15 protein-coding genes and 1 tRNA gene are annotated in these 16325 nt (G+C 71.5%); 9 read left to right on the plus strand and 7 right to left on the minus strand.

Annotated elements, in window-relative coordinates; translation table 11 throughout:
* Positions 1-90 precede the first annotated feature (90 nt).
* Both EV190_RS04370 and EV190_RS04375 read left to right on the plus strand, forming a co-directional pair.
* Entirely contained in the window at positions 91-756 is a 666-nt protein-coding gene (locus tag EV190_RS04370; RefSeq protein WP_133740039.1) for a DUF3566 domain-containing protein, read from the plus strand.
* Between the two features lie 167 nt (positions 757-923).
* A tRNA-Ile gene (locus tag EV190_RS04375) sits at positions 924-1000 on the plus strand.
* A 275-nt stretch (positions 1001-1275) separates the two neighbouring features.
* Here the strand turns inward: EV190_RS04375 and EV190_RS04380 are convergent.
* The 5 genes from EV190_RS04380 to EV190_RS04400 form a co-directional block, all read right to left on the minus strand.
* Positions 1276-1503 carry a hypothetical protein gene (locus EV190_RS04380; RefSeq protein WP_133740040.1) on the minus strand — a complete coding sequence of 76 codons (228 nt, stop codon included), beginning with the start codon at positions 1501-1503 and terminating at the stop codon, positions 1276-1278.
* Positions 1504-2036: 533 nt separating this feature from the next.
* Positions 2037-2357 carry a hypothetical protein gene (locus EV190_RS04385; RefSeq protein WP_243742321.1) on the minus strand — a complete coding sequence of 107 codons (321 nt, stop codon included), beginning with the start codon at positions 2355-2357 and terminating at the stop codon, positions 2037-2039.
* 287 nt (positions 2358-2644) lie between these two features.
* On the minus strand, positions 2645-2848 hold the full coding sequence (locus tag EV190_RS04390) for a hypothetical protein (protein WP_133740042.1): 204 nt from the start codon (positions 2846-2848) through the stop codon (positions 2645-2647).
* Between the two features lie 493 nt (positions 2849-3341).
* Positions 3342-4556 carry a helix-turn-helix domain-containing protein gene (locus EV190_RS04395; protein ID WP_133740043.1) on the minus strand — a complete coding sequence of 405 codons (1215 nt, stop codon included), beginning with the start codon at positions 4554-4556 and terminating at the stop codon, positions 3342-3344.
* 393 nt (positions 4557-4949) lie between these two features.
* Positions 4950-5819 (minus strand): AraC family transcriptional regulator, encoded by an 870-nt coding sequence (locus EV190_RS04400; RefSeq protein ID WP_133740044.1) that lies wholly within the window; start codon positions 5817-5819, stop codon positions 4950-4952.
* A gap of 292 nt (positions 5820-6111) precedes the next feature.
* On the opposite strand from EV190_RS04400, the gene EV190_RS04405 reads away from it, so the two are divergent.
* The 6 genes from EV190_RS04405 to EV190_RS04430 all read left to right on the plus strand — a co-directional run bounded on the left by EV190_RS04405 (position 6112) and on the right by EV190_RS04430 (position 13567).
* Complete coding sequence (locus EV190_RS04405; RefSeq protein WP_133740045.1) at positions 6112-6735, plus strand: dihydrofolate reductase family protein; 624 nt, start codon at positions 6112-6114, stop codon at positions 6733-6735.
* Positions 6736-6952: 217 nt separating this feature from the next.
* Positions 6953-8104: an acylneuraminate cytidylyltransferase gene (locus tag EV190_RS04410; RefSeq protein ID WP_133740046.1), complete on the plus strand. Its 1152-nt coding sequence runs from the start codon at positions 6953-6955 to the stop codon at positions 8102-8104.
* A 6-nt stretch (positions 8105-8110) separates the two neighbouring features.
* Positions 8111-9022 (plus strand): N-acetylneuraminate synthase family protein, encoded by a 912-nt coding sequence (locus tag EV190_RS04415; protein WP_133740047.1) that lies wholly within the window; start codon positions 8111-8113, stop codon positions 9020-9022.
* 87 nt (positions 9023-9109) lie between these two features.
* Positions 9110-10069, plus strand: a complete 960-nt coding sequence (locus EV190_RS04420; RefSeq protein WP_133740048.1) for a glycosyltransferase family 2 protein — start codon at positions 9110-9112, stop codon at positions 10067-10069.
* A gap of 2 nt (positions 10070-10071) precedes the next feature.
* Positions 10072-11403: an alpha-2,8-polysialyltransferase family protein gene (locus EV190_RS04425; RefSeq protein ID WP_133740049.1), complete on the plus strand. Its 1332-nt coding sequence runs from the start codon at positions 10072-10074 to the stop codon at positions 11401-11403.
* A gap of 82 nt (positions 11404-11485) precedes the next feature.
* Positions 11486-13567, plus strand: a complete 2082-nt coding sequence (locus EV190_RS04430) for an acyltransferase family protein (protein WP_243742322.1) — start codon at positions 11486-11488, stop codon at positions 13565-13567.
* Between the two features lie 32 nt (positions 13568-13599).
* Here the strand turns inward: EV190_RS04430 and EV190_RS04435 are convergent, their stop codons facing one another.
* Both EV190_RS04435 and EV190_RS04440 read right to left on the minus strand, forming a co-directional pair.
* Positions 13600-14361: a metal-dependent hydrolase gene (locus EV190_RS04435; RefSeq protein WP_341770515.1), complete on the minus strand. Its 762-nt coding sequence runs from the start codon at positions 14359-14361 to the stop codon at positions 13600-13602.
* A gap of 102 nt (positions 14362-14463) precedes the next feature.
* Positions 14464-15165: a TetR/AcrR family transcriptional regulator gene (locus tag EV190_RS04440; RefSeq protein ID WP_133740050.1), complete on the minus strand. Its 702-nt coding sequence runs from the start codon at positions 15163-15165 to the stop codon at positions 14464-14466.
* Between the two features lie 133 nt (positions 15166-15298).
* On the opposite strand from EV190_RS04440, the gene EV190_RS04445 reads away from it, so the two are divergent.
* A complete protein-coding gene (locus tag EV190_RS04445) occupies positions 15299-16246 on the plus strand; it encodes an NAD(P)-dependent alcohol dehydrogenase (RefSeq protein WP_133740191.1) in 948 nt (315 codons plus the stop codon).
* The last annotated feature ends 79 nt before the right edge of the window (positions 16247-16325 follow it).

Consider the following 16325-nt stretch of genomic DNA (forward strand, 5'->3'; position numbering starts at 1 on the left):
TAAGCGACATTCATCCCGTGGAGTTCGGTTTGTTTGCTCCCGCTCTCCCGGATTCCACCGTCATATGGAAAGTCCAGCGGTAACGTGGCTATGTCTGACAATGTGCAACGGCAATCCGCTGCCCTGGAGTCGGTCGACGACGACCGGGAACAGAGCGGAGAAGAAGCCGGAGTGACCACTGGGGTCGGCGCCCCCTCGAGTGAGGAGACCGAGGCGTCCGAGACGTCCGAGGTGGCTGAGAAGCCCGAGGACGCCGAAGACGCCAAGGACCACCAGGCCGAGGACCCGCCGGCAGAGAACGCCGCACAGGGGGATTCGAGCATGGCAGCAGAAGCACCCGTCACGCCGCCGGGCCGCGGCGGCAAGGCCGCCAAGGCCGGGCGCAAGGCTCACCTGACGTTGAGCCGTGTGGAGCCGTGGTCGGTGATGAAGTTCAGCTTCGTCGTCTCACTGGTCTGCTTCATCATTCTGTTCGTGGCGGTCGCGGTCATCTACACGATCCTGTCCACCCTGGGTGTCTTCGACGCGGTGACCGAGCTGATCGCCTCGCTGACCGAAGGCGACGACGGCGGTGACGAGGTCTCCCTCAACCCGGCGAGCTGGTTCTCGCCCACCCGGGTGCTCGGCTACACCGCCCTCATCGGCGCGCTGAACATCATCCTGATCACGGCCCTGGCCACCGTCGGCGCGATGCTCTACAACCTCGCCGCCGACCTGGTGGGCGGTCTCGACGTGACCCTGAGCGAGACCGAGTAGCACCGGCTTCTCCTCGGGCCCCCGCCGAAAGCGGGGGCCCGAGGACCCCGCCGCGGCGGGTAGTATGAACCCCCGAGGGACGCTCCCGAAGCGCCCCTCGACTCCGTCCATCAGGGTTTTCCGGTTCGCCGGACCCCGGAGGATGCGATAGAGTTCCTCACGAACGAGGGCGTATAGCTCAGTCGGTTAGAGCGCATCCCTGATAAGGATGAGGCCCCAGGTTCAAGTCCTGGTACGCCCACCAGAGAAAAGGCTCCCTATGGGGGCCTTTTTTCGTGCCCGTGCGCCACGTCGAACTCGGAAATCGTCCGATTCGACCGTGCGTCACATCGAGCGGCGCCCCACGCCCTCAGGCGCCTCCTCGCGCGTCGCGTCCTTCGTCGAGTCGCGCCAAGCATCCCGGAAGTCGTCGTACTCATCCGGTGTCAGGTGAGCGTACCGCTGGGTCGTCAGCGGTGACTCGTGCCCGAGAAGCATCTGCACCTTGCACAAGGACGTGTGGCATGTACCGGGCGGCCGTCACCGCGATGGCCTCGAACCGTCTTCTGGGAGCACCACCTTCCCCAGCGGCTCACTGGCGCGGCGGTGGATGGCCGGCTCGGCCTCCAGTTCGGCGATGCGCTTGTTGGCCGCGGTCGGCTCGGTGCCGATGTCCGGATCGTGGGCCGCGTCCGCGACGCCGCGTCCGGCCTGGACCAGGTCCGGGACCTTGCGGCGGAACCCGGCGGGGTATCCACGACGTCCCACGATGCCCTCCTCCAAGGGTCACGTGGTCCCAGGATCCAGAAAACCGACTCCGAAAAACGCAGGACACACCAGCCGCTAAAGAACCCGGAACGAAACAGGGCGTTCGACAGCGTGGTCGTCTGTGGTGCTCAAGGCAGGGGTTCTTCTGTGGCTTGGCAGGGGTTTTGGGGTTTCCGCCGCAGGGGTGATTCGGGCTCTGTCGGGTTGGGGTTCGCTAGGGGCCTGTCACGGCGGGCGGCGACGGCGGGTGGGGCCGGAGGTCCGCGCGTCCCCGCCGGGTGTCCGTGACGCGGAGGTTCGAGGGCCGGTTCCGCTCTGCCCCGAAATGATCATGGGCTTTCCGCCCTTCCAGACCCCGAAACGGGCGGAAAGCCCAAGACCGTCAACGAAACCCTCACGCAGCGGACACTATTGGCGCGGCCTCGACCGGCACCCGCCGTCGCCGCCCGCCGTGACTTCGCGATCCGCACGGCATAAGGCCGAAAGACCCACCCGAAGTACCGGTGCGCGAATCACCCCGCGCCGGAGCTTCCCTAGAACAAGGTCGGGTCTTCCGAGGCGAGGACACCCGGCACCGATGCAGCCGCCAGCAACTCGGCCACAGTGTGAATCTCCGGGGACTCATCGGCCAGGCGGAGTAGCAAGAGGGCGGCGGCGACGGTGTCCCCCAGAGCCCGGTGTGGGCGCCCCCCGGGAGCCAGGTTCTCCACCTGGTTGCGCAGTTCGAACCGATCGAGCAGCGTCCCGAGCCCGCGCGGATCGGGGATTCGGGCATGGCGGGCAAGTCGAAGCGTGTCGATCAGCCCGGAAGGGCGCACGCTTGGGTGGCGCAGGTGGAGGAGTTTCCAGTCCACCCCGATGTTGTGGCCGACCGGGTAGTGGCCGTTGACGCGGGCCTCTAGCTCGGGGCTGATGGGGGGTCAATCGCTGCAAGGGAGTCCTTCCGTGCGGGGGAACGTCCTCGAGCCCCTGTGACTCGAGGACGGGGGGCTGGCGACAGCCACGAACACCGGATGCCCCGACGTGGGTGCCTGTGTCCTCCCCTCGTCTTTCAGCGGCAGGCGCCCGGGGAGAGCGGCCCAGTGCGACCAGGGTCGACGGGATCGGACGTCGCCACAACGGAGCACTCAGAAGCCGCCGTTCACTGAAGGCCGGATTCGCGCGGGGAGCGGTAGCGGAGTTTGGCCAGCAGCGCGTCACGCGTTTCCGCTGTCACGCGTTCATGGGGCTCGGGACCGGTCCAGCCGAAAGGCCGGAAGGCGACGAACTCCCCTTCTTTGCTGACCGACAAGATCCACTTATCGGCGATCAAGTCGCTGTTGGGGTCGGGCGCGGCACGTGGCATCACCGGACAGCCCCAACGAGAGGCTGCTGCTGGTGGGCGAGGCCGGCCACGCCGGACCGCTGCCGGTTTTCCAGTTCGTGGCGCCTGCGCTGCCAGCGTCCATGGAGGTGCTCGCGGTCGAGGACGTACGGGCGCACCGGGGGGACGGTCGGGATGAGGTCGGTAGGGCTCGAATCAACCGGGGTCATCGGCTGGTGTCGGGCCCTGTCGGGAGCGCTCGGGAAGGAAGACGCCGTCTCGGGCTGTGCGGCCGTTCGGGCGCGCTCGGCTCCCTGGAGGAGTCGGGCGGCGTATCGCTGAAGTCGGCCGACAACTCGGCCGAGGAATACCGTCGCCCGCGAGTGCTGCGTTGTCGTCATCGTCGCTCACCTCGGAGATTCGTGGATGATGACGACGCTACGGACAGTGAGACAGGTATTACAGACACGGAGTGTGGTACTTCACCGTGGTAGCCCCACGGTGGTACCACGCTCCGCAGCGAACGAAGGGGTGCCTATCCGGCAAGCAACATGGCGAGCTTGCGCTGGTCGCTCGTCAGAGCCCGCTTCCGGCGGCTCCGGATCTCGGCGAAGGTCTCTTCTGCCATCCGCTGATGGGACAGCCACTGGGGCGACGTCGCTGCGAGCCGGGCGAGGACCTGGGTCGCCTCGGCATCCTGGCGCATACGCGAATGCGCCTTTGCCACATCCAGCATGTGCCGGTTCCAGTTGTCCGAGGTAGACGATCCCTGGGCGAGCGGCTCGGACATCGCCAACACCCGGTCCGGGCGGTCGGCGATCGCCTCGTTCTCGATCGCCTTCAACTCGACCGTGATCGGACCGAAGGACACCCAGCCCCGCAGGCGGTGCGTGACCTCGTCGCCCAGCGCCGCCCCTGCGGTACGGGCGAGGCGGATCGCTTCCCGAGCCTCGTCCGGGCGGTTGTTGCGAGCCGAGGCGGCGCTCGCTCGGAGCAGCAGCCAGCCCCACGCGGCCAGTTCCTCCTCGGACGCCTTGCTCACGCGCGGCTCGACCTGATCAGCGGTGGCGGTGGACAGCCCTTCGGCTTCCTCCATACGCCCTTGCCGCAGCAGTACCCACGCTTGCCCGATGACGGCAGCCGAGGCGTTCAACCGATCTCCGGCGGCCGACGCGTCGCGCACGGCGTCCGTGAGTGCCATCTGGGCGAGGTCGTAGGCCCTGATCTGGGTGAGGTACCGGCCGGCGAGCTGGAGAATCTCCGAACGGACCCGGTGGGCGAGGGCTTGTTGCGGCGTGTGCGCGTAGTGGGCGACCGCCGCGTGCGCCGAGGTGACCAGGTTCGGCACGAGGGTAGCCATGTCCTGGTACTTGTCGGCGTGGTAGGAGTTGGCGAACTCTGCTGCTGCTGCTCGGAGATCGGCGAGGTTCGGTTCCTCCTCGATGCGGATCGCGCGTCCGTCGATGCCGACCGGCGGTGCGATGGCTCTGCGCATGGCCAGAAGCGAGACCTTGTTCTCGTCGCCGTGGTGCTGCTTGCCTACCGGCTCTCCGGCGACGAGGCGGCCCGTGGTGACGCCGAGGCTTCGGGCGAGGCGGTGGTACGTCTCCATCGACGCTGTTCCGCCTTGCTCGATCTTGCGGATGGTGTTGACGTGAAGGGCGGCGGCTTCGGCGAGGCCCTCTTGTGTGAGTCCGCGTTCGTCTCGGAGCGCGCGGAGGGTGGCGCCTGTCGAGCGATCCTGTGTCACGTTGGCCCTGCCTTCCTGGTTGCTCGCAACTCCCAGAGTAGGCAGGGCCGTTCGTGTGGGGGGTGAGCATCGGATTGCTGCTTCGGGCGGGCGGGGCCGGAGGGCGGGGTCCCGGGCTGCGGGAAGGTGTCCGTTTCCTGGCGCTCCCTCCGGTGATCTTGACCTTTTCGGGGTCTCAGAGACGGTTGAGACCCCGAAAAGGTCAAGATCACCGGAGAGGCAGCGCCCGAAACACCCCCGCGCCGGAGACTCTCAACTCCCAGAGCAGGCAGGGTCGTTCGTCGCCCTCCGGTCACCTCGCCGAGGGCGCGCCGGACCCGCGTCCGACCGGTGGGAAGGGCCGGGTCTTCTTCCGGGCCGGTGGACTCGCCGCCGCTGCCGAGCGGTGCCTCCTCAGGTCGTGGTCCGCTCCACGGGGACCCACAGTTCGGCGTCGGCCCGTGTTCCGTCGTCCGAGAGGCTGGTGCGCAGGATCGAGGGCCCCGGCGCGCTCCGGTACGGGTTGGAGGGGAACCACTGGGTGAACACGTCCCGCCACATGTACTGGAGGGACCGCGGGAACTCGCCCGAGTTCTCGAAGACCGCCCAGGTCCCCGCGGGGACGGCGAGGGCGTCCATGTCCCCGGGAGCCTCCGCGCCGGTCACCACGCCGTGGTAGTAGTCGAGCTCGGAGCCCTCCTCGACGTTGCCGGCACCGCCGTCGTCGCTCACCGAGACGACCCCGCGCGGCTCCTGGTCGGAGAGCTCCGCCACGCGCTGCCGGACCTCCTTGTCGACACTCCGCACGAACGCGACGATCGCCGGGTTCATGCCCTCGTGCACGAGGGGGACGCGAGCCTTCTTTCCGACCACGCTGAACTCCCCCTTCTCCACGATTCGGTACCGCATTCCACTGCTCCCTTCGACGGTGAGTCGGAAGGACAGCCGGGACTGGGAGCGCAGAGCCGCGCCGGTCCGCCTGGCCTCGCCCGGGCCGATGCCGTGCACGGCGCGGAAGGCGCGCGCGAAGGCCTCGCCCGAGCCGTAGCCGTAGCGAACCGCGACATCGAGCAGAGTCCGCTCACCGGCGAGGACGTCCGCGCCCGCGACGGTGAGCCGCCTGCGGCGGATGTACTCCGACAGCGGAAGGCCCGCCAGCGCGGAGAACAACCGACGGAAGTGGTACTCCGACGTGGCGGCGATCCGCGCGAGCTCGGCGGCCTCGATCCGCTGGTCGAGGTGGTGCTCGATGTACTCCATGGCCTGGTTCAGCCGTTCCAGCATCCCGGCCCTCCTTTCCGGAACCCACGCTAGGCAACGGCGTTCCCGCCGCACCCGACATTCCGTGCCCGGTCCGGTCGGGTGGGAGACAGCCCGCCCGACCGGGCGGTGGTGAACCGACTTCCCGACATGTCGACTTGGCTCCGAACCGGCCCCCGCACCGGGTGCGGTCAGGACGCGACGGCCCTGTCGGTACGGGGGTCGCCCGTCCGGAGCGTGGGTAGAGGGCACGGCGGTCCGGGCCGGTCGACACCGTCGGGCGGGCCCGGGAAGGACCGGAGAAGGAGAGAACGCCATGCGGAAGCTGACCGCCACCACGTTCCTGTCGCTGGACGGCGTCATGCAGGCGCCGGGAGGCCCCGACGAGGACCGCAGCGGAGGTTTCGACCTGGGGGGATGGCTGGTCCCCTACGCCGACGAGGACATGGGCCGGTTCGTCGCGGCCTGGTTCGCCGAGGCCGATGCCTTCCTGCTGGGGCGCAGGACCTACGAGATCTTCGCGGCGTACTGGCCGCGCGTCACCGACGCGGACGACCCGGTCGCCGCGAAGCTGAACAGCCGCCCCAAGTACGTCGCCTCGCGGACCCTGGACACCGCGGAGTGGAGCGGGACGACGCTGATCAAGGGCGACGCCGCCGAGGCGGTCGCCGGGCTGAAGCGTGAGCCGGGCGGGGAGATCCAGGTGCACGGCAGCGGCGGCCTCCTCCAGACGCTGATGGCGCGCGGGCTCGTCGACGAGTACCGCCTGTGGGTCTACCCGGTGGTCCTGGGACGCGGGAAGCGCCTCTTCCCCGAAGGGGTGGCGCCGACCTCCCTCGAACTCCTCGACACCAGGGTGACGAGCACCGGGGTCGCGGTCCACACCTACCGCCCGGGGGGAGCGGTGCGGACCGGCGAGTTCACCCTCGACAGGCCCTGACCAGGGCGTCGGTGCGGCGAACGGGTGGGGGCGGGGCCGGGGGGCAAGCCGGACGACACCGGGATTTCCAGATCAAAAGGCCGTATTAACTGTTTCCGGTGTTCGTGTTCACCGACTCGTTGAGAGCGATCCCTACAGTCAGTGGCCTCTACCCGGTCTCCGGACCCGCGGCGGAGCTTCTTTCTCTCTTTTCTCTCGACCTGTGGAGTTGCGGCCTGTGAGCGTTGTCGCGGTCATCCCCGCCCGAGGGGGTTCCAAGGGAATCCCGCTCAAGAACCTCGCGCCCGTCGGAGGGCGCGCCCTGGTCGCCCGGGCGGTCGACGCCTGCCGCGGCGCGGAGCTGATCGACGCCGTGTTCGTCTCCACCGACCACGACGGGATCGCGGCGGCGGCGCGGGAGGCCGGAGCCGGGGTGGTGGAGCGCCCCGCCGACCTGGGCGGCGACACCGCGTCCTCGGAGTCGGCGCTGCTGCACGCGCTGGACCGGCTGGCCGAGCAGGGGCGGGAGCCCGAGATCCTGGTGTTCGTGCAGTGCACGAGCCCGTTCATCGACTCGGGCGACATCGACGACGCGGTGCGCACGGTGCGGGACGGCCGGGCCGACTCGGTGTTCTCCGCCGTCGAGACCTACGAGTTCCTGTGGCGCTCCACCGCCGACGGCGCGCGCGGCGTCAACCACGACCACGCGTACCGCCCGCGGCGCCAGGACCGCGAACCGCACTACGCCGAGACCGGAGCCTTCTACGTGATGCGCGTCGACGGCTTCCGCGAGCACGGGCACCGCTTCTTCGGCCGGGTGGCGTTCCAGGAGGTGCCCACGGCGCACGCCGTGGAGATCGACTTCCCCGAGGAGCTCGAACTGGTCCGCGCGCTCGCCGGGGTCCTGGACCGCCCCGCGCCGCTGGACGTCGACGCCGTGGTCACGGACTTCGACGGCGTCCACACCGACGACCGCGCGCACGTCGACCAGGACGGCCGCGAGGCGGTGTCGGTGAGCCGGACGGACGGCATGGGCGTACGGCTCCTGCTGGAGGCCGGAGTCCGCGTCTGCATCCTCTCCACCGAGGTGAACCCGGTGGTGCGGGCGCGCGCGGAGAAACTGGGTGTCCCTGTGACGCACGGGCTGAACGACAAGCGCGCAGCCCTGCGCCAGTGGATCGGCGACGAGGGTCTTGACCCGGCCCGCGTCGCCTACGTCGGAAACGACGTGAACGACCTCGGTTGCCTGGCCGAGGTCGGATGGCCGATCGCGGTCCCGGACTCCCACCCGGAGGTCCTGGCCGCGGCCCGGCTTGTTCTGACACGTCCCGGAGGCTCCGGGGCGGTCCGCGAGGTGTGTGAACGCGTCCTCGCGGCACGCAAAGGATAGGTAGCCATGACTGCGAACGCAACAGCCGGCCTCAGCGTGTCCGCTCCGGCCCCCGTCGCGATCGGTGATCTGCTGGTCGGCCCCGGACAGCCCACGTACATCATCGGCGAGATCGGCATCAACCACAACGGCGACGTGGACATCGCGCGCCAGCTGATCGAGGTCGCGGCCGAGGCCGGATGCCACGCCGTCAAGTTCCAGAAGCGCACCCCGGAGATCTGCGTCCCCAAGGAGCAGCAGAGCAAGATGCGGCAGACGCCGTGGGGTGAGATGACCTACCTGGAGTACAAGCACCGGGTGGAGTTCGGCGAGGAGCAGTACGGCGAGATCGCCAAGATCTGCGCGGAGAACGGCCTCCAGTGGTTCGCGTCCCCGTGGGACGTGCCGTCGGTGGAGTTCCTGGAGTCCTTCGACGTCGTCACGCACAAGGTCGCGTCGGCCTCCATCACCGACTTCGAGCTGCTGCGCGCGCTCGCCGCGACCGGCAAGCCGATCATCCTGTCGACCGGCATGTCCACCATCGAGGAGATCGACGCCGCGGTGGAGGTCTTCGACCGCGACAAGCTGGTCGTCCTCCACTCGACCTCCACCTACCCGATGCCGGAGGAGGAGGCCAACCTGCGCACCATCGAGACCCTGCGGGCGCGCTACGGGGTGCCGGTGGGCTACTCCGGCCACGAGCGCGGGCTGCAGATCTCCCTGGCGGCGGTCACGCTGGGCGCGGTGGCGGTCGAGCGCCACATCACCCTGGACCGCGCCATGTGGGGCTCGGACCACGCCGCCTCGCTGGAGCCCAACGGCCTCCAGCACCTGGTCCGCGACATCCGCGTGATCGAGCAGGCCCTCGGCGACGGCGTCAAGCGGGTCTTCCCCGGCGAGGAGGAGCCCCGCAAGCGGCTGCGCCGCGCGACCGTCTGACCGGCGGTCCCCGCAACGGGTCCGGGGGCGGTCGGCGAGCCGCCGCCCCCGGACCCCGAACCTTCCGACCACCCCCTGGAGTCCCGAGTGTCCACGTTGTCGGTCATCGTGCCGGTACGCAACGTCGAACCGTTCATCACCGACACGCTGATGAGCCTGAGGCGCAACGCGCGCACCGATTTCGAGTTCATCGTCGTCGACGACGGTTCGACCGACGCGACCCCCGACCTGGTGAGCGACGCGGGGCTGCCGGGACTGTCCCTGATCCGCAACGACGCCCCGACGGGGCCGTCCGCGGCGCGCAACCGGGGGCTGGCCGCGGCCGGCGGCCGGTACGTCACCTTCCTGGACGGCGACGACTGGCTGGCGCCCGGCTACCTGCCCGCCGCGGTCGAGGCCATCACCGGACTCGGCGTCGACTTCGTCAAGACCGACCACGTCAAGGCCACCGGCAAGGCGCGGGCCATGGCCCGCGCCCCCGAGGGGCGCCGGGGGGTGGCGCTCCCCGCGCGGTCGGGCATCCTGCCCGAGAACGCCACCACGATGGTGGACTACCCCAACGTCTGGTCGGGGATCTACGACCGGAGCCTGATCGATCGGGGGCTGCTGTCCTTCGACGAGGACCTGCACACCGCCGAGGACCGGCTGTGGACCTGGCGGCTGCACCTGCACGCCGACACCTACGCGGTCGTCCCCCTGGTCGGGGTCTTCTACCGGCGCGAGGTCTCGCAGTCGCTGACCCAGATCGGGGACGAGCGCCAGCTCCAGTTCTTCGACGCCCACGACCGGGTCCGGGACGAGCTCGCGGCGCTGGACGACGGGGACCTCTACCTGCCCAAGCTCGTCCGCACCTACTGCGCGCTCATCGCCTTCCACCTGAGCAGGGCCGAGCGGCTCGACCCCCGCCTCCGCAAGGAGCTGCGGTCGCGGGCCGCTCAGAGGCTCGCGGACATGCCGCGGAACCTGGTGGCGCGGGTGCTGCCCGCCCTCGGCCCCGAACGCGAGCAGTACCTGGCCGAGCTGGTCGACCTGGAAGCGGTTGCCTGACCATGACGCAGATCTACGTCGCCAGTACCTTCTTCGGCGCGATGTCGCTGGCCGCCGCGATCGACTCCGGCCGGTTCGGCCCGGCCGACCAGCGGCGCGTCCTGCTGGTGTCGAACAACGCGGGCATCCCCGAGGTGGTCCCCGCGCTGGACGCCTCCCCCGGCTTCGACGCGCTGCGCTCCCGGTTCGACGAGGTGGTCTCCTGGAACGAGCTGCTGTGGCCGTTCCACCCCTCGACGTGGAGCCCCCGCGACCAGGAGCTTCCCCTGCTGAACCGGCTGCTGCGCCGGTACTGGGACCTCGAGGGCGAACCGGTCCACCTGGTGGTCGAGTCGATCCAGGTCCCGCCCGCCCGGGCGCTCGCCGAGATCTTCGACGACGCCGTCGTCACCGTCTACTCGGACGGGCTGATGAGCTACGGCCCCACACGGGAGTCCCCCCCGCGCGACGTGGCCTCGCGGATCGACAGGGTGCTCTACCTCGACCTCGTCCCGGGGCTGGAGCCGCTGCTGCTCAGCGAGTACCCCATCGAGCGCGTCGCGATCGACGCCGAGGCGTTCCGCGCCGTCGTCAGCGAGGTGGCCAAGGCCGTGGACGGCGTGGCGGACGCGCCCGAGCGGTCCGGCCTGCCGATGATCATCGGCCAGTACCTGGCGGCCCTCGACATCGTCACCGCCGCGGAGGAGGACGGGCTGCACGCGCGGATGCTGCGCGGGGTGGCCGCCCAGGGCCACCGCACGGTGCTGTTCAAGCCGCATCCCTCCAGCACCACGCGCACCTTCACCGCGCTGAAGGAGGCCGCGGCGGACTCCGGCGTGGAACTGGTCGTGCTCGACGAGCCCGTCCCCGTGGAGATCTGGTACGAGACGCTGCGCCCCTGCCTGGTGGTGGGCGCGTTCTCCACCGGACTCAGCACGGCGAGCCGCTTCTACGGCATCGACGTGGCGACGGTGGGGACCGAGCTGCTGCTCGAACGGATCACCCCCTACCAGAACAGCAACCGGGTGCCCGTCACCCTCGCGGACACCACGATGCCCCGCCTGGCGGAGAACGGCGCGGTCCAGGGGCCGCGGATCCCCGACGAGCGGGTCGCCGCCGACCTGGTCCCGCTGATGGCGGCCGTGGGCTACTGCATGCAGAACGCCGCCTACCCGCACCTGCGCGACCGCGCGGCCGCGTACCTGGCGGAGCATCTCGACAACGGCACCCGGCGCTACTTCAAGAAGCGCCGGCTCACCGCGCTGCGGCTTCCCGGGGCGAGCGCGCCCAGGCGCTACCCGGTGTGGCTGGCCGCGGGCGCGCGCCGTCTGCGCGGCGGTGCGCAGAGCAACTGACCCCCGCGGCGAGCCCGCCCCGCCCGCCCCCGCCCGGCCGGGCCGGTGGTGACCCCTCCTCCGGCCGGGCCGTGGGAGAGCCGTGTCCGTTTCCGCACCGACAGCCGTGGCCGAGGTCCGCACCGGGGGCGCGCCGCCGCGGGCGCCGTCGGCGGACTTCCGCCCCGAGATCCAGGGGCTGCGCGCGGTCGCGGTGCTCCTGGTGGTCGCCTACCACGTCTGGCTCGGCCGGGTTTCCGGCGGCGTGGACGTCTTCCTGCTGCTCACCGGCTTCCTGATCACCGGGAGCCTGGTGCGCATGGTGGAGCGCCACGGCGGCGTCCGCTACCTCGCGTTCTGGGGGAGGCTGCTGGGGCGGCTCACCCCCGCGGCCGCCGTGGTCCTGCTGGGAACGCTGGCGGCCTCGGCGCTGTGGCTGCCGCAGTCGCGGTGGCGGGACGTGATCGAGGGCGTGGTCGCCGCCGCGCTCTACCACGAGAACTGGCTGCTGGCCGTGAACGCGGTGGACTACCTGGCGCGCGACGACGCGATCAGCCCGGTCCAGCACTTCTGGTCGCTCTCGATCCAGGGGCAGGCGTACCTGCTGCTGCCGGTGCTGGTCGCCCTGGCCGCGTGGGCCGCCCGCAGGACGGGCCGCGACCTGCGCGGCGTGGTCGCGGTGGTGCTGGGCGCGGTGGGCGCGGTGTCGCTGGGCTACTCGGTGTGGATCACGGCGGCCGACCAGTCCTGGGCTTACTTCGACAGCGGGGCGCGGATCTGGGAGCTCGCGCTCGGCGGCGTCTTCGCCATGGTCCTGCCCCGGCTCCGGCTGCCGGAGGCGCCGCGCGTCGTCCTCGGCTGGACCGGGCTCGCGGCGCTGGTGCTGTGCGGGATCCTGCTCCAGGTCTCGACGATGTTCCCCGGCTGGATCGCGCTGTGGCCGACGGGGGCCGCGCTGCTGGTCGTCCTCGCGGGCGGGGCGGGCGGCCGGCGGGGAGCGGGAGGGCTGCTGTCCTGGCGGCCGCTGACGTCCCTCGGGGACCTGTCCTACGCGCTGTACCTGTGGCACTGGCCGGTGCTGGTGGTCTATCTGGAGGTCGCCGACCGCGAGCTGGCCTCGCCGCTGGGCGGCGGCTGCGTCGTCGCGGTCTCCCTCCTGCTGGCGGTCGCCACGAAGCGACTGGTCGAGGACGGCGCGAAGCGGTTCACCCGGACGCGGCCGTCCCCCGCCTGGTCGCTGCTGGTCGCGGCGGTCCTCCTGCTTCCGCTGCTCACCGCGGCCGGGGGGTGGACCGCCCACCTGGACCGGCAGGAGACGCTGCGCCGGGAGCTGGCCGCGGACCCGGACAACTACCCGGGAGCGCTCGTCCTCCTCCCGGACCGCGAGGGGGACGGGGCGGGCCCGACCGGGCCGCTGCCGGACGTCCCGGTCCTGCCGCAACCGATCGACGCCGACGACGACCGGGGCGACAACCAGGGGCCCGAGGGGTGCCACAACTCCTTCGAGGAGGCAGAGGTGGCGCTCTGCCTGGACGGCCCCGAGGACGCCGAGCACACCGTCGTCCTGGCCGGGCAGTCGCACGCGGCCCACTGGTACACGGCGCTGCGGGACGCGGCGGAGTCCCGGGGGTGGCGGCTGGTCACCATGACCAAGGACGCCTGCCAGTTCAGCACGGAGCCCTCCTACCGGGGAGAGGACGAGTACGTCGAGTGCGCGGCCTGGAACGAGCAGGCCATGGAGATCATCGCGGACCTGCGGCCCGACGCCGTGGTGACCACCGCGACCCGCTCCAGCCCCGGCAACGGCGAACGCGTGCTGGACGGCTACTCCCAGCGCTGGCGCGACCTCGACGCGATGGGCGTCCCGGTGATCGGGATCAGGGACACCCCGCGCATGGGCTTCGACACCTCGGACTGCGTCGCGCGGCACCTGGACGACCCCGGCGAGTGCGCCACCGACTTCTCCCGTTCGCTCGCGGAGCGGCCGCCCTACGAGACCGAGCCGGGCGTGCCCGGGTCGACGGAGTTCATCGACCTCAGCGACTACGTCTGCCCCGAGGGGCGCTGCCCCGCGGTGGTCGGCAACGTCCTGGTCTACTACGACGACTCGCACATGACCGCGACCTACTCGGCGACCCTGGCGCCGGTCGTGGAGGCCGAGATCAGGCGCGTGACGGGCTGGTGACGGGCGGCGCGGCCGGCTGACGGGCGGCGGGGTCAGGCGACGAGGGCGTAGCCGACGGCGACGGTGCCGACGAGGGAACCGGCCCGGACGACCCACTCGGGCCAGGTCCCGGTGCGGAAGCGCATCCAGCGGGGCGCGCCGAGCATCGCCCACCGGCGGCCCCGGACCGGCACCGGCCAGGCCAGCGGCACGCCGGCGGGGGTCAGCGCGTCGCCGAGGGAGTGGACGACCATGCCCAGCGCGACGGCCGCGCCGACGACCCAGCCCGGCGGCTGGCCCGCCCAGGACGACAGGAACAGCGCGGTGGCGGCGGCCGCGGCCACCGCCGAGCCGGCCCAGGAGGCGAGGAGCCTCCGCGCGCCGCCCCGCACCAGGCGGCGGACCAGACCCCGCAGCGCGAGGAAGGACAGGAACCACACCGTGGCGGTGGTCGCCCACCACGACAGCTGGCAGGCGAGACCCGTCAGGGCGCCGACGGCGACGGCGAACGCCGGGGTGTGCAGGAGGTGGCGGTGCCCGCCGCCGGAGTCGTCGGCCGGCGTCCTGGTGAAGTCGTAGACGGCGAGGGAGAGGGAGCGGGCGCCCCGCGACAGCAGGCCGGTGACGAACCCCTGGGAGCGGGTGACGGTGGAGGACGGGTGGTCGAGGTCGGGGACCAGCGCCGCCCCCGCGCCGAGGACGGCCCAGGCGGCCAGTCCCACCGGACCCTGCGGCCCGCCGACCGCGACGTGCAGCGGCGCGGTGACGGCGATCCCGGCGAGCACGCCGGTCGCGGCGTGGCTGAAGCCCATCATCGGGGGGACTCCCGTTCTTCGGTTGTCGGAGCGGATCGGGGCGCTCTCCCCCATACCCACTTTTCCCGGCCCCTCCGAGTCCGGGGCGGCGTTCCGCTCGGGTCAGCCGCTCCGGCCGGTCCCGGACCCCGGTAGGCCCAGGTGGCCCAGGCTGAGCGGGGCCGTCGGGGGAAGGGGCTCGTCCGGGGCGGCGCGGTCGGCCCGGAAGGACTCGATCAGGTAGGCGACGAGCCGGCGGGACGCGGCGGGCGCGGACCGGGCGGAGCCGGCGACGAGGCCGCTGTTGGCCATGAGTACGAGAACGACGTCCTCCGGGGCGAAGTCGGCGCGCAGCCGCCCGGAGGCCTGGGCGCGCCGTACCAGCTCGGCGAGCCCCTGCTCGGCTCGTACGCGCGTCCGCTCGTAGTCGAGCGCGTCGGGGAAGGCCGAGAGGAACGCCTCGGTGAACCCCCGGTCGAGCGCCTGCATGGCGCACACCTTCTCGATGAGGGTGCGGAACCCGTGCCACGCGTCGGGCTCCGCGAGGGCGTCGTCGACGACCGACGCGCACTCCGTGAGCTGTTCGGCGAACACCTCCGTGACCAGCGACTCCCGGGTGGGGAAGCGCCGGTAGAGCGTCGCCACGCCGACGCGGGCGCGCCGGGCGATCGCGGCCATCGGCACGTCGATCCCGAGTTCGGAGAACGCCTCGCGCGCGGCTTCGACGATGCGGTCGCGGTTGTGCCGCGCGTCGACGCGCAGACCGGCCGTTCCGGTGGGGGCGGTGCCGGGGGAGCGCGGTATCCGAGAGGAGTCCGTGGACATGTCTCTCACTTTAGCCCAAGTGGAGTCCCCTCTCCGTTTGTCCTGTTAGCGTGGCGGACAAACGGAGAAGGCCGTCCACTTGTCGGCGGGACCGGCACGGGGCGAACAGGACGGGAAGAGGACATTGAGCGAGATGCGCGCGGCCCGGTACGACAGGTACGGGCCTCCGGAGGTGCTGTACGAGGGCAGGGCGCCGAAGCCGGTCGCCGGACCGGGAGAGGTGCTGGTGCGCGTGCACGCCGTCAGCGTCAACGGGGGCGAGATCGCCGGCCGCGCGGGGAAGCTGCGCCTGCTGACCGGCAACCGTTTCCCCAAGGCGGTCGGGATCGACTTCACGGGCGAGGTCGCCGAGCAGGGGGCCGGGGTGACCGGCCTCAGGGCGGGCGACCGGGTGTGGGGGGCGCTGCCCCGGGGCCGCTTCGGCAGCGCCGCCGAGTTCGTGGCGGTGCGCCCCCGGCAGCTGGCCCGCGCCCCCGAGGGGATCGACCTGGTGGAGGCCGCGGCGCTCCCCGTCGGCACGACCGCGATCACCGCCCTGCGCGACAAGGCCCGCCTCCGGAAGGGCGAGCGGCTGCTCGTGCGCGGCGCGAGCGGCGGCGTCGGCAACACGGCCGTGCAGCTCGGCCGGGCGTTCGGCGCGCACGTCACCGCGCTCGCGGGGGCGCGGAACCTGGACCTCGTGCGGGAACTCGGCGCCGACGAGGCCTTCGACTACGCGACCACCGGACCGGCCGACCTGGGCCGGTTCGACGTCGTCTTCGACACCGTCGGAACCGGGCTCGGCGCCTACCGCGGACTCCTCGCGCCGCGCGGGCGCATGGTGGCCATCGCCTTCGACCTCGAGAAAGCGGCCTCCTCGGTCTCGTACCTCCTCGCGTCCGCCGTGTTCGGCCCGCGCAGGGTCCGCTTCTTCAGCGGAAACCCCAGGCACGATCTCTTCGCCGACCTGACCCGGTACGTGGAGAGCGGGGCGCTCCGGGCGGTCGTGGACACGGTGCACCCGCTCGCCGACATCGCCGGGGCGCACCGCGCGCTGGAAGCGGGCGGAGTACGGGGAAAGCACGTCGTCCGGATCGTGTGAGCGGCGCCCCGCGTCCCTCTTCCCCGCCGATCTTGACCTTTCCGGGGTCTCGGAGGCGGGTGAGACCCCGGAAAGGTCG

The sequence above is a fragment of the Actinorugispora endophytica genome, from assembly GCF_004363075.1.
Taxonomy (GTDB): Bacteria; Actinomycetota; Actinomycetes; order Streptosporangiales; family Streptosporangiaceae; genus Actinorugispora; species Actinorugispora endophytica.

What these genes read in the sequence shown, in the direction of transcription:
- EV190_RS04370 (WP_133740039.1), top strand. Translation starts at nt 91, where the DNA reads ATGTCTGACAATGTGCAACGGCAATCCGCTGCCCTGGAGTCGGTCGAC.
- EV190_RS04390 (WP_133740042.1), bottom strand. Translation starts at nt 2,848, where the DNA reads ATGCCACGTGCCGCGCCCGACCCCAACAGCGACTTGATCGCCGATAAG.
- EV190_RS04400 (WP_133740044.1), bottom strand. Translation starts at nt 5,819, where the DNA reads ATGCTGGAACGGCTGAACCAGGCCATGGAGTACATCGAGCACCACCTC.
- EV190_RS04405 (WP_133740045.1), top strand. Translation starts at nt 6,112, where the DNA reads ATGCGGAAGCTGACCGCCACCACGTTCCTGTCGCTGGACGGCGTCATG.
- EV190_RS04415 (WP_133740047.1), top strand. Translation starts at nt 8,111, where the DNA reads ATGACTGCGAACGCAACAGCCGGCCTCAGCGTGTCCGCTCCGGCCCCC.
- EV190_RS04425 (WP_133740049.1), top strand. Translation starts at nt 10,072, where the DNA reads ATGACGCAGATCTACGTCGCCAGTACCTTCTTCGGCGCGATGTCGCTG.
- EV190_RS04435 (WP_341770515.1), bottom strand. Translation starts at nt 14,361, where the DNA reads ATGATGGGCTTCAGCCACGCCGCGACCGGCGTGCTCGCCGGGATCGCC.
- EV190_RS04440 (WP_133740050.1), bottom strand. Translation starts at nt 15,165, where the DNA reads ATGTCCACGGACTCCTCTCGGATACCGCGCTCCCCCGGCACCGCCCCC.
- EV190_RS04445 (WP_133740191.1), top strand. Translation starts at nt 15,299, where the DNA reads ATGCGCGCGGCCCGGTACGACAGGTACGGGCCTCCGGAGGTGCTGTAC.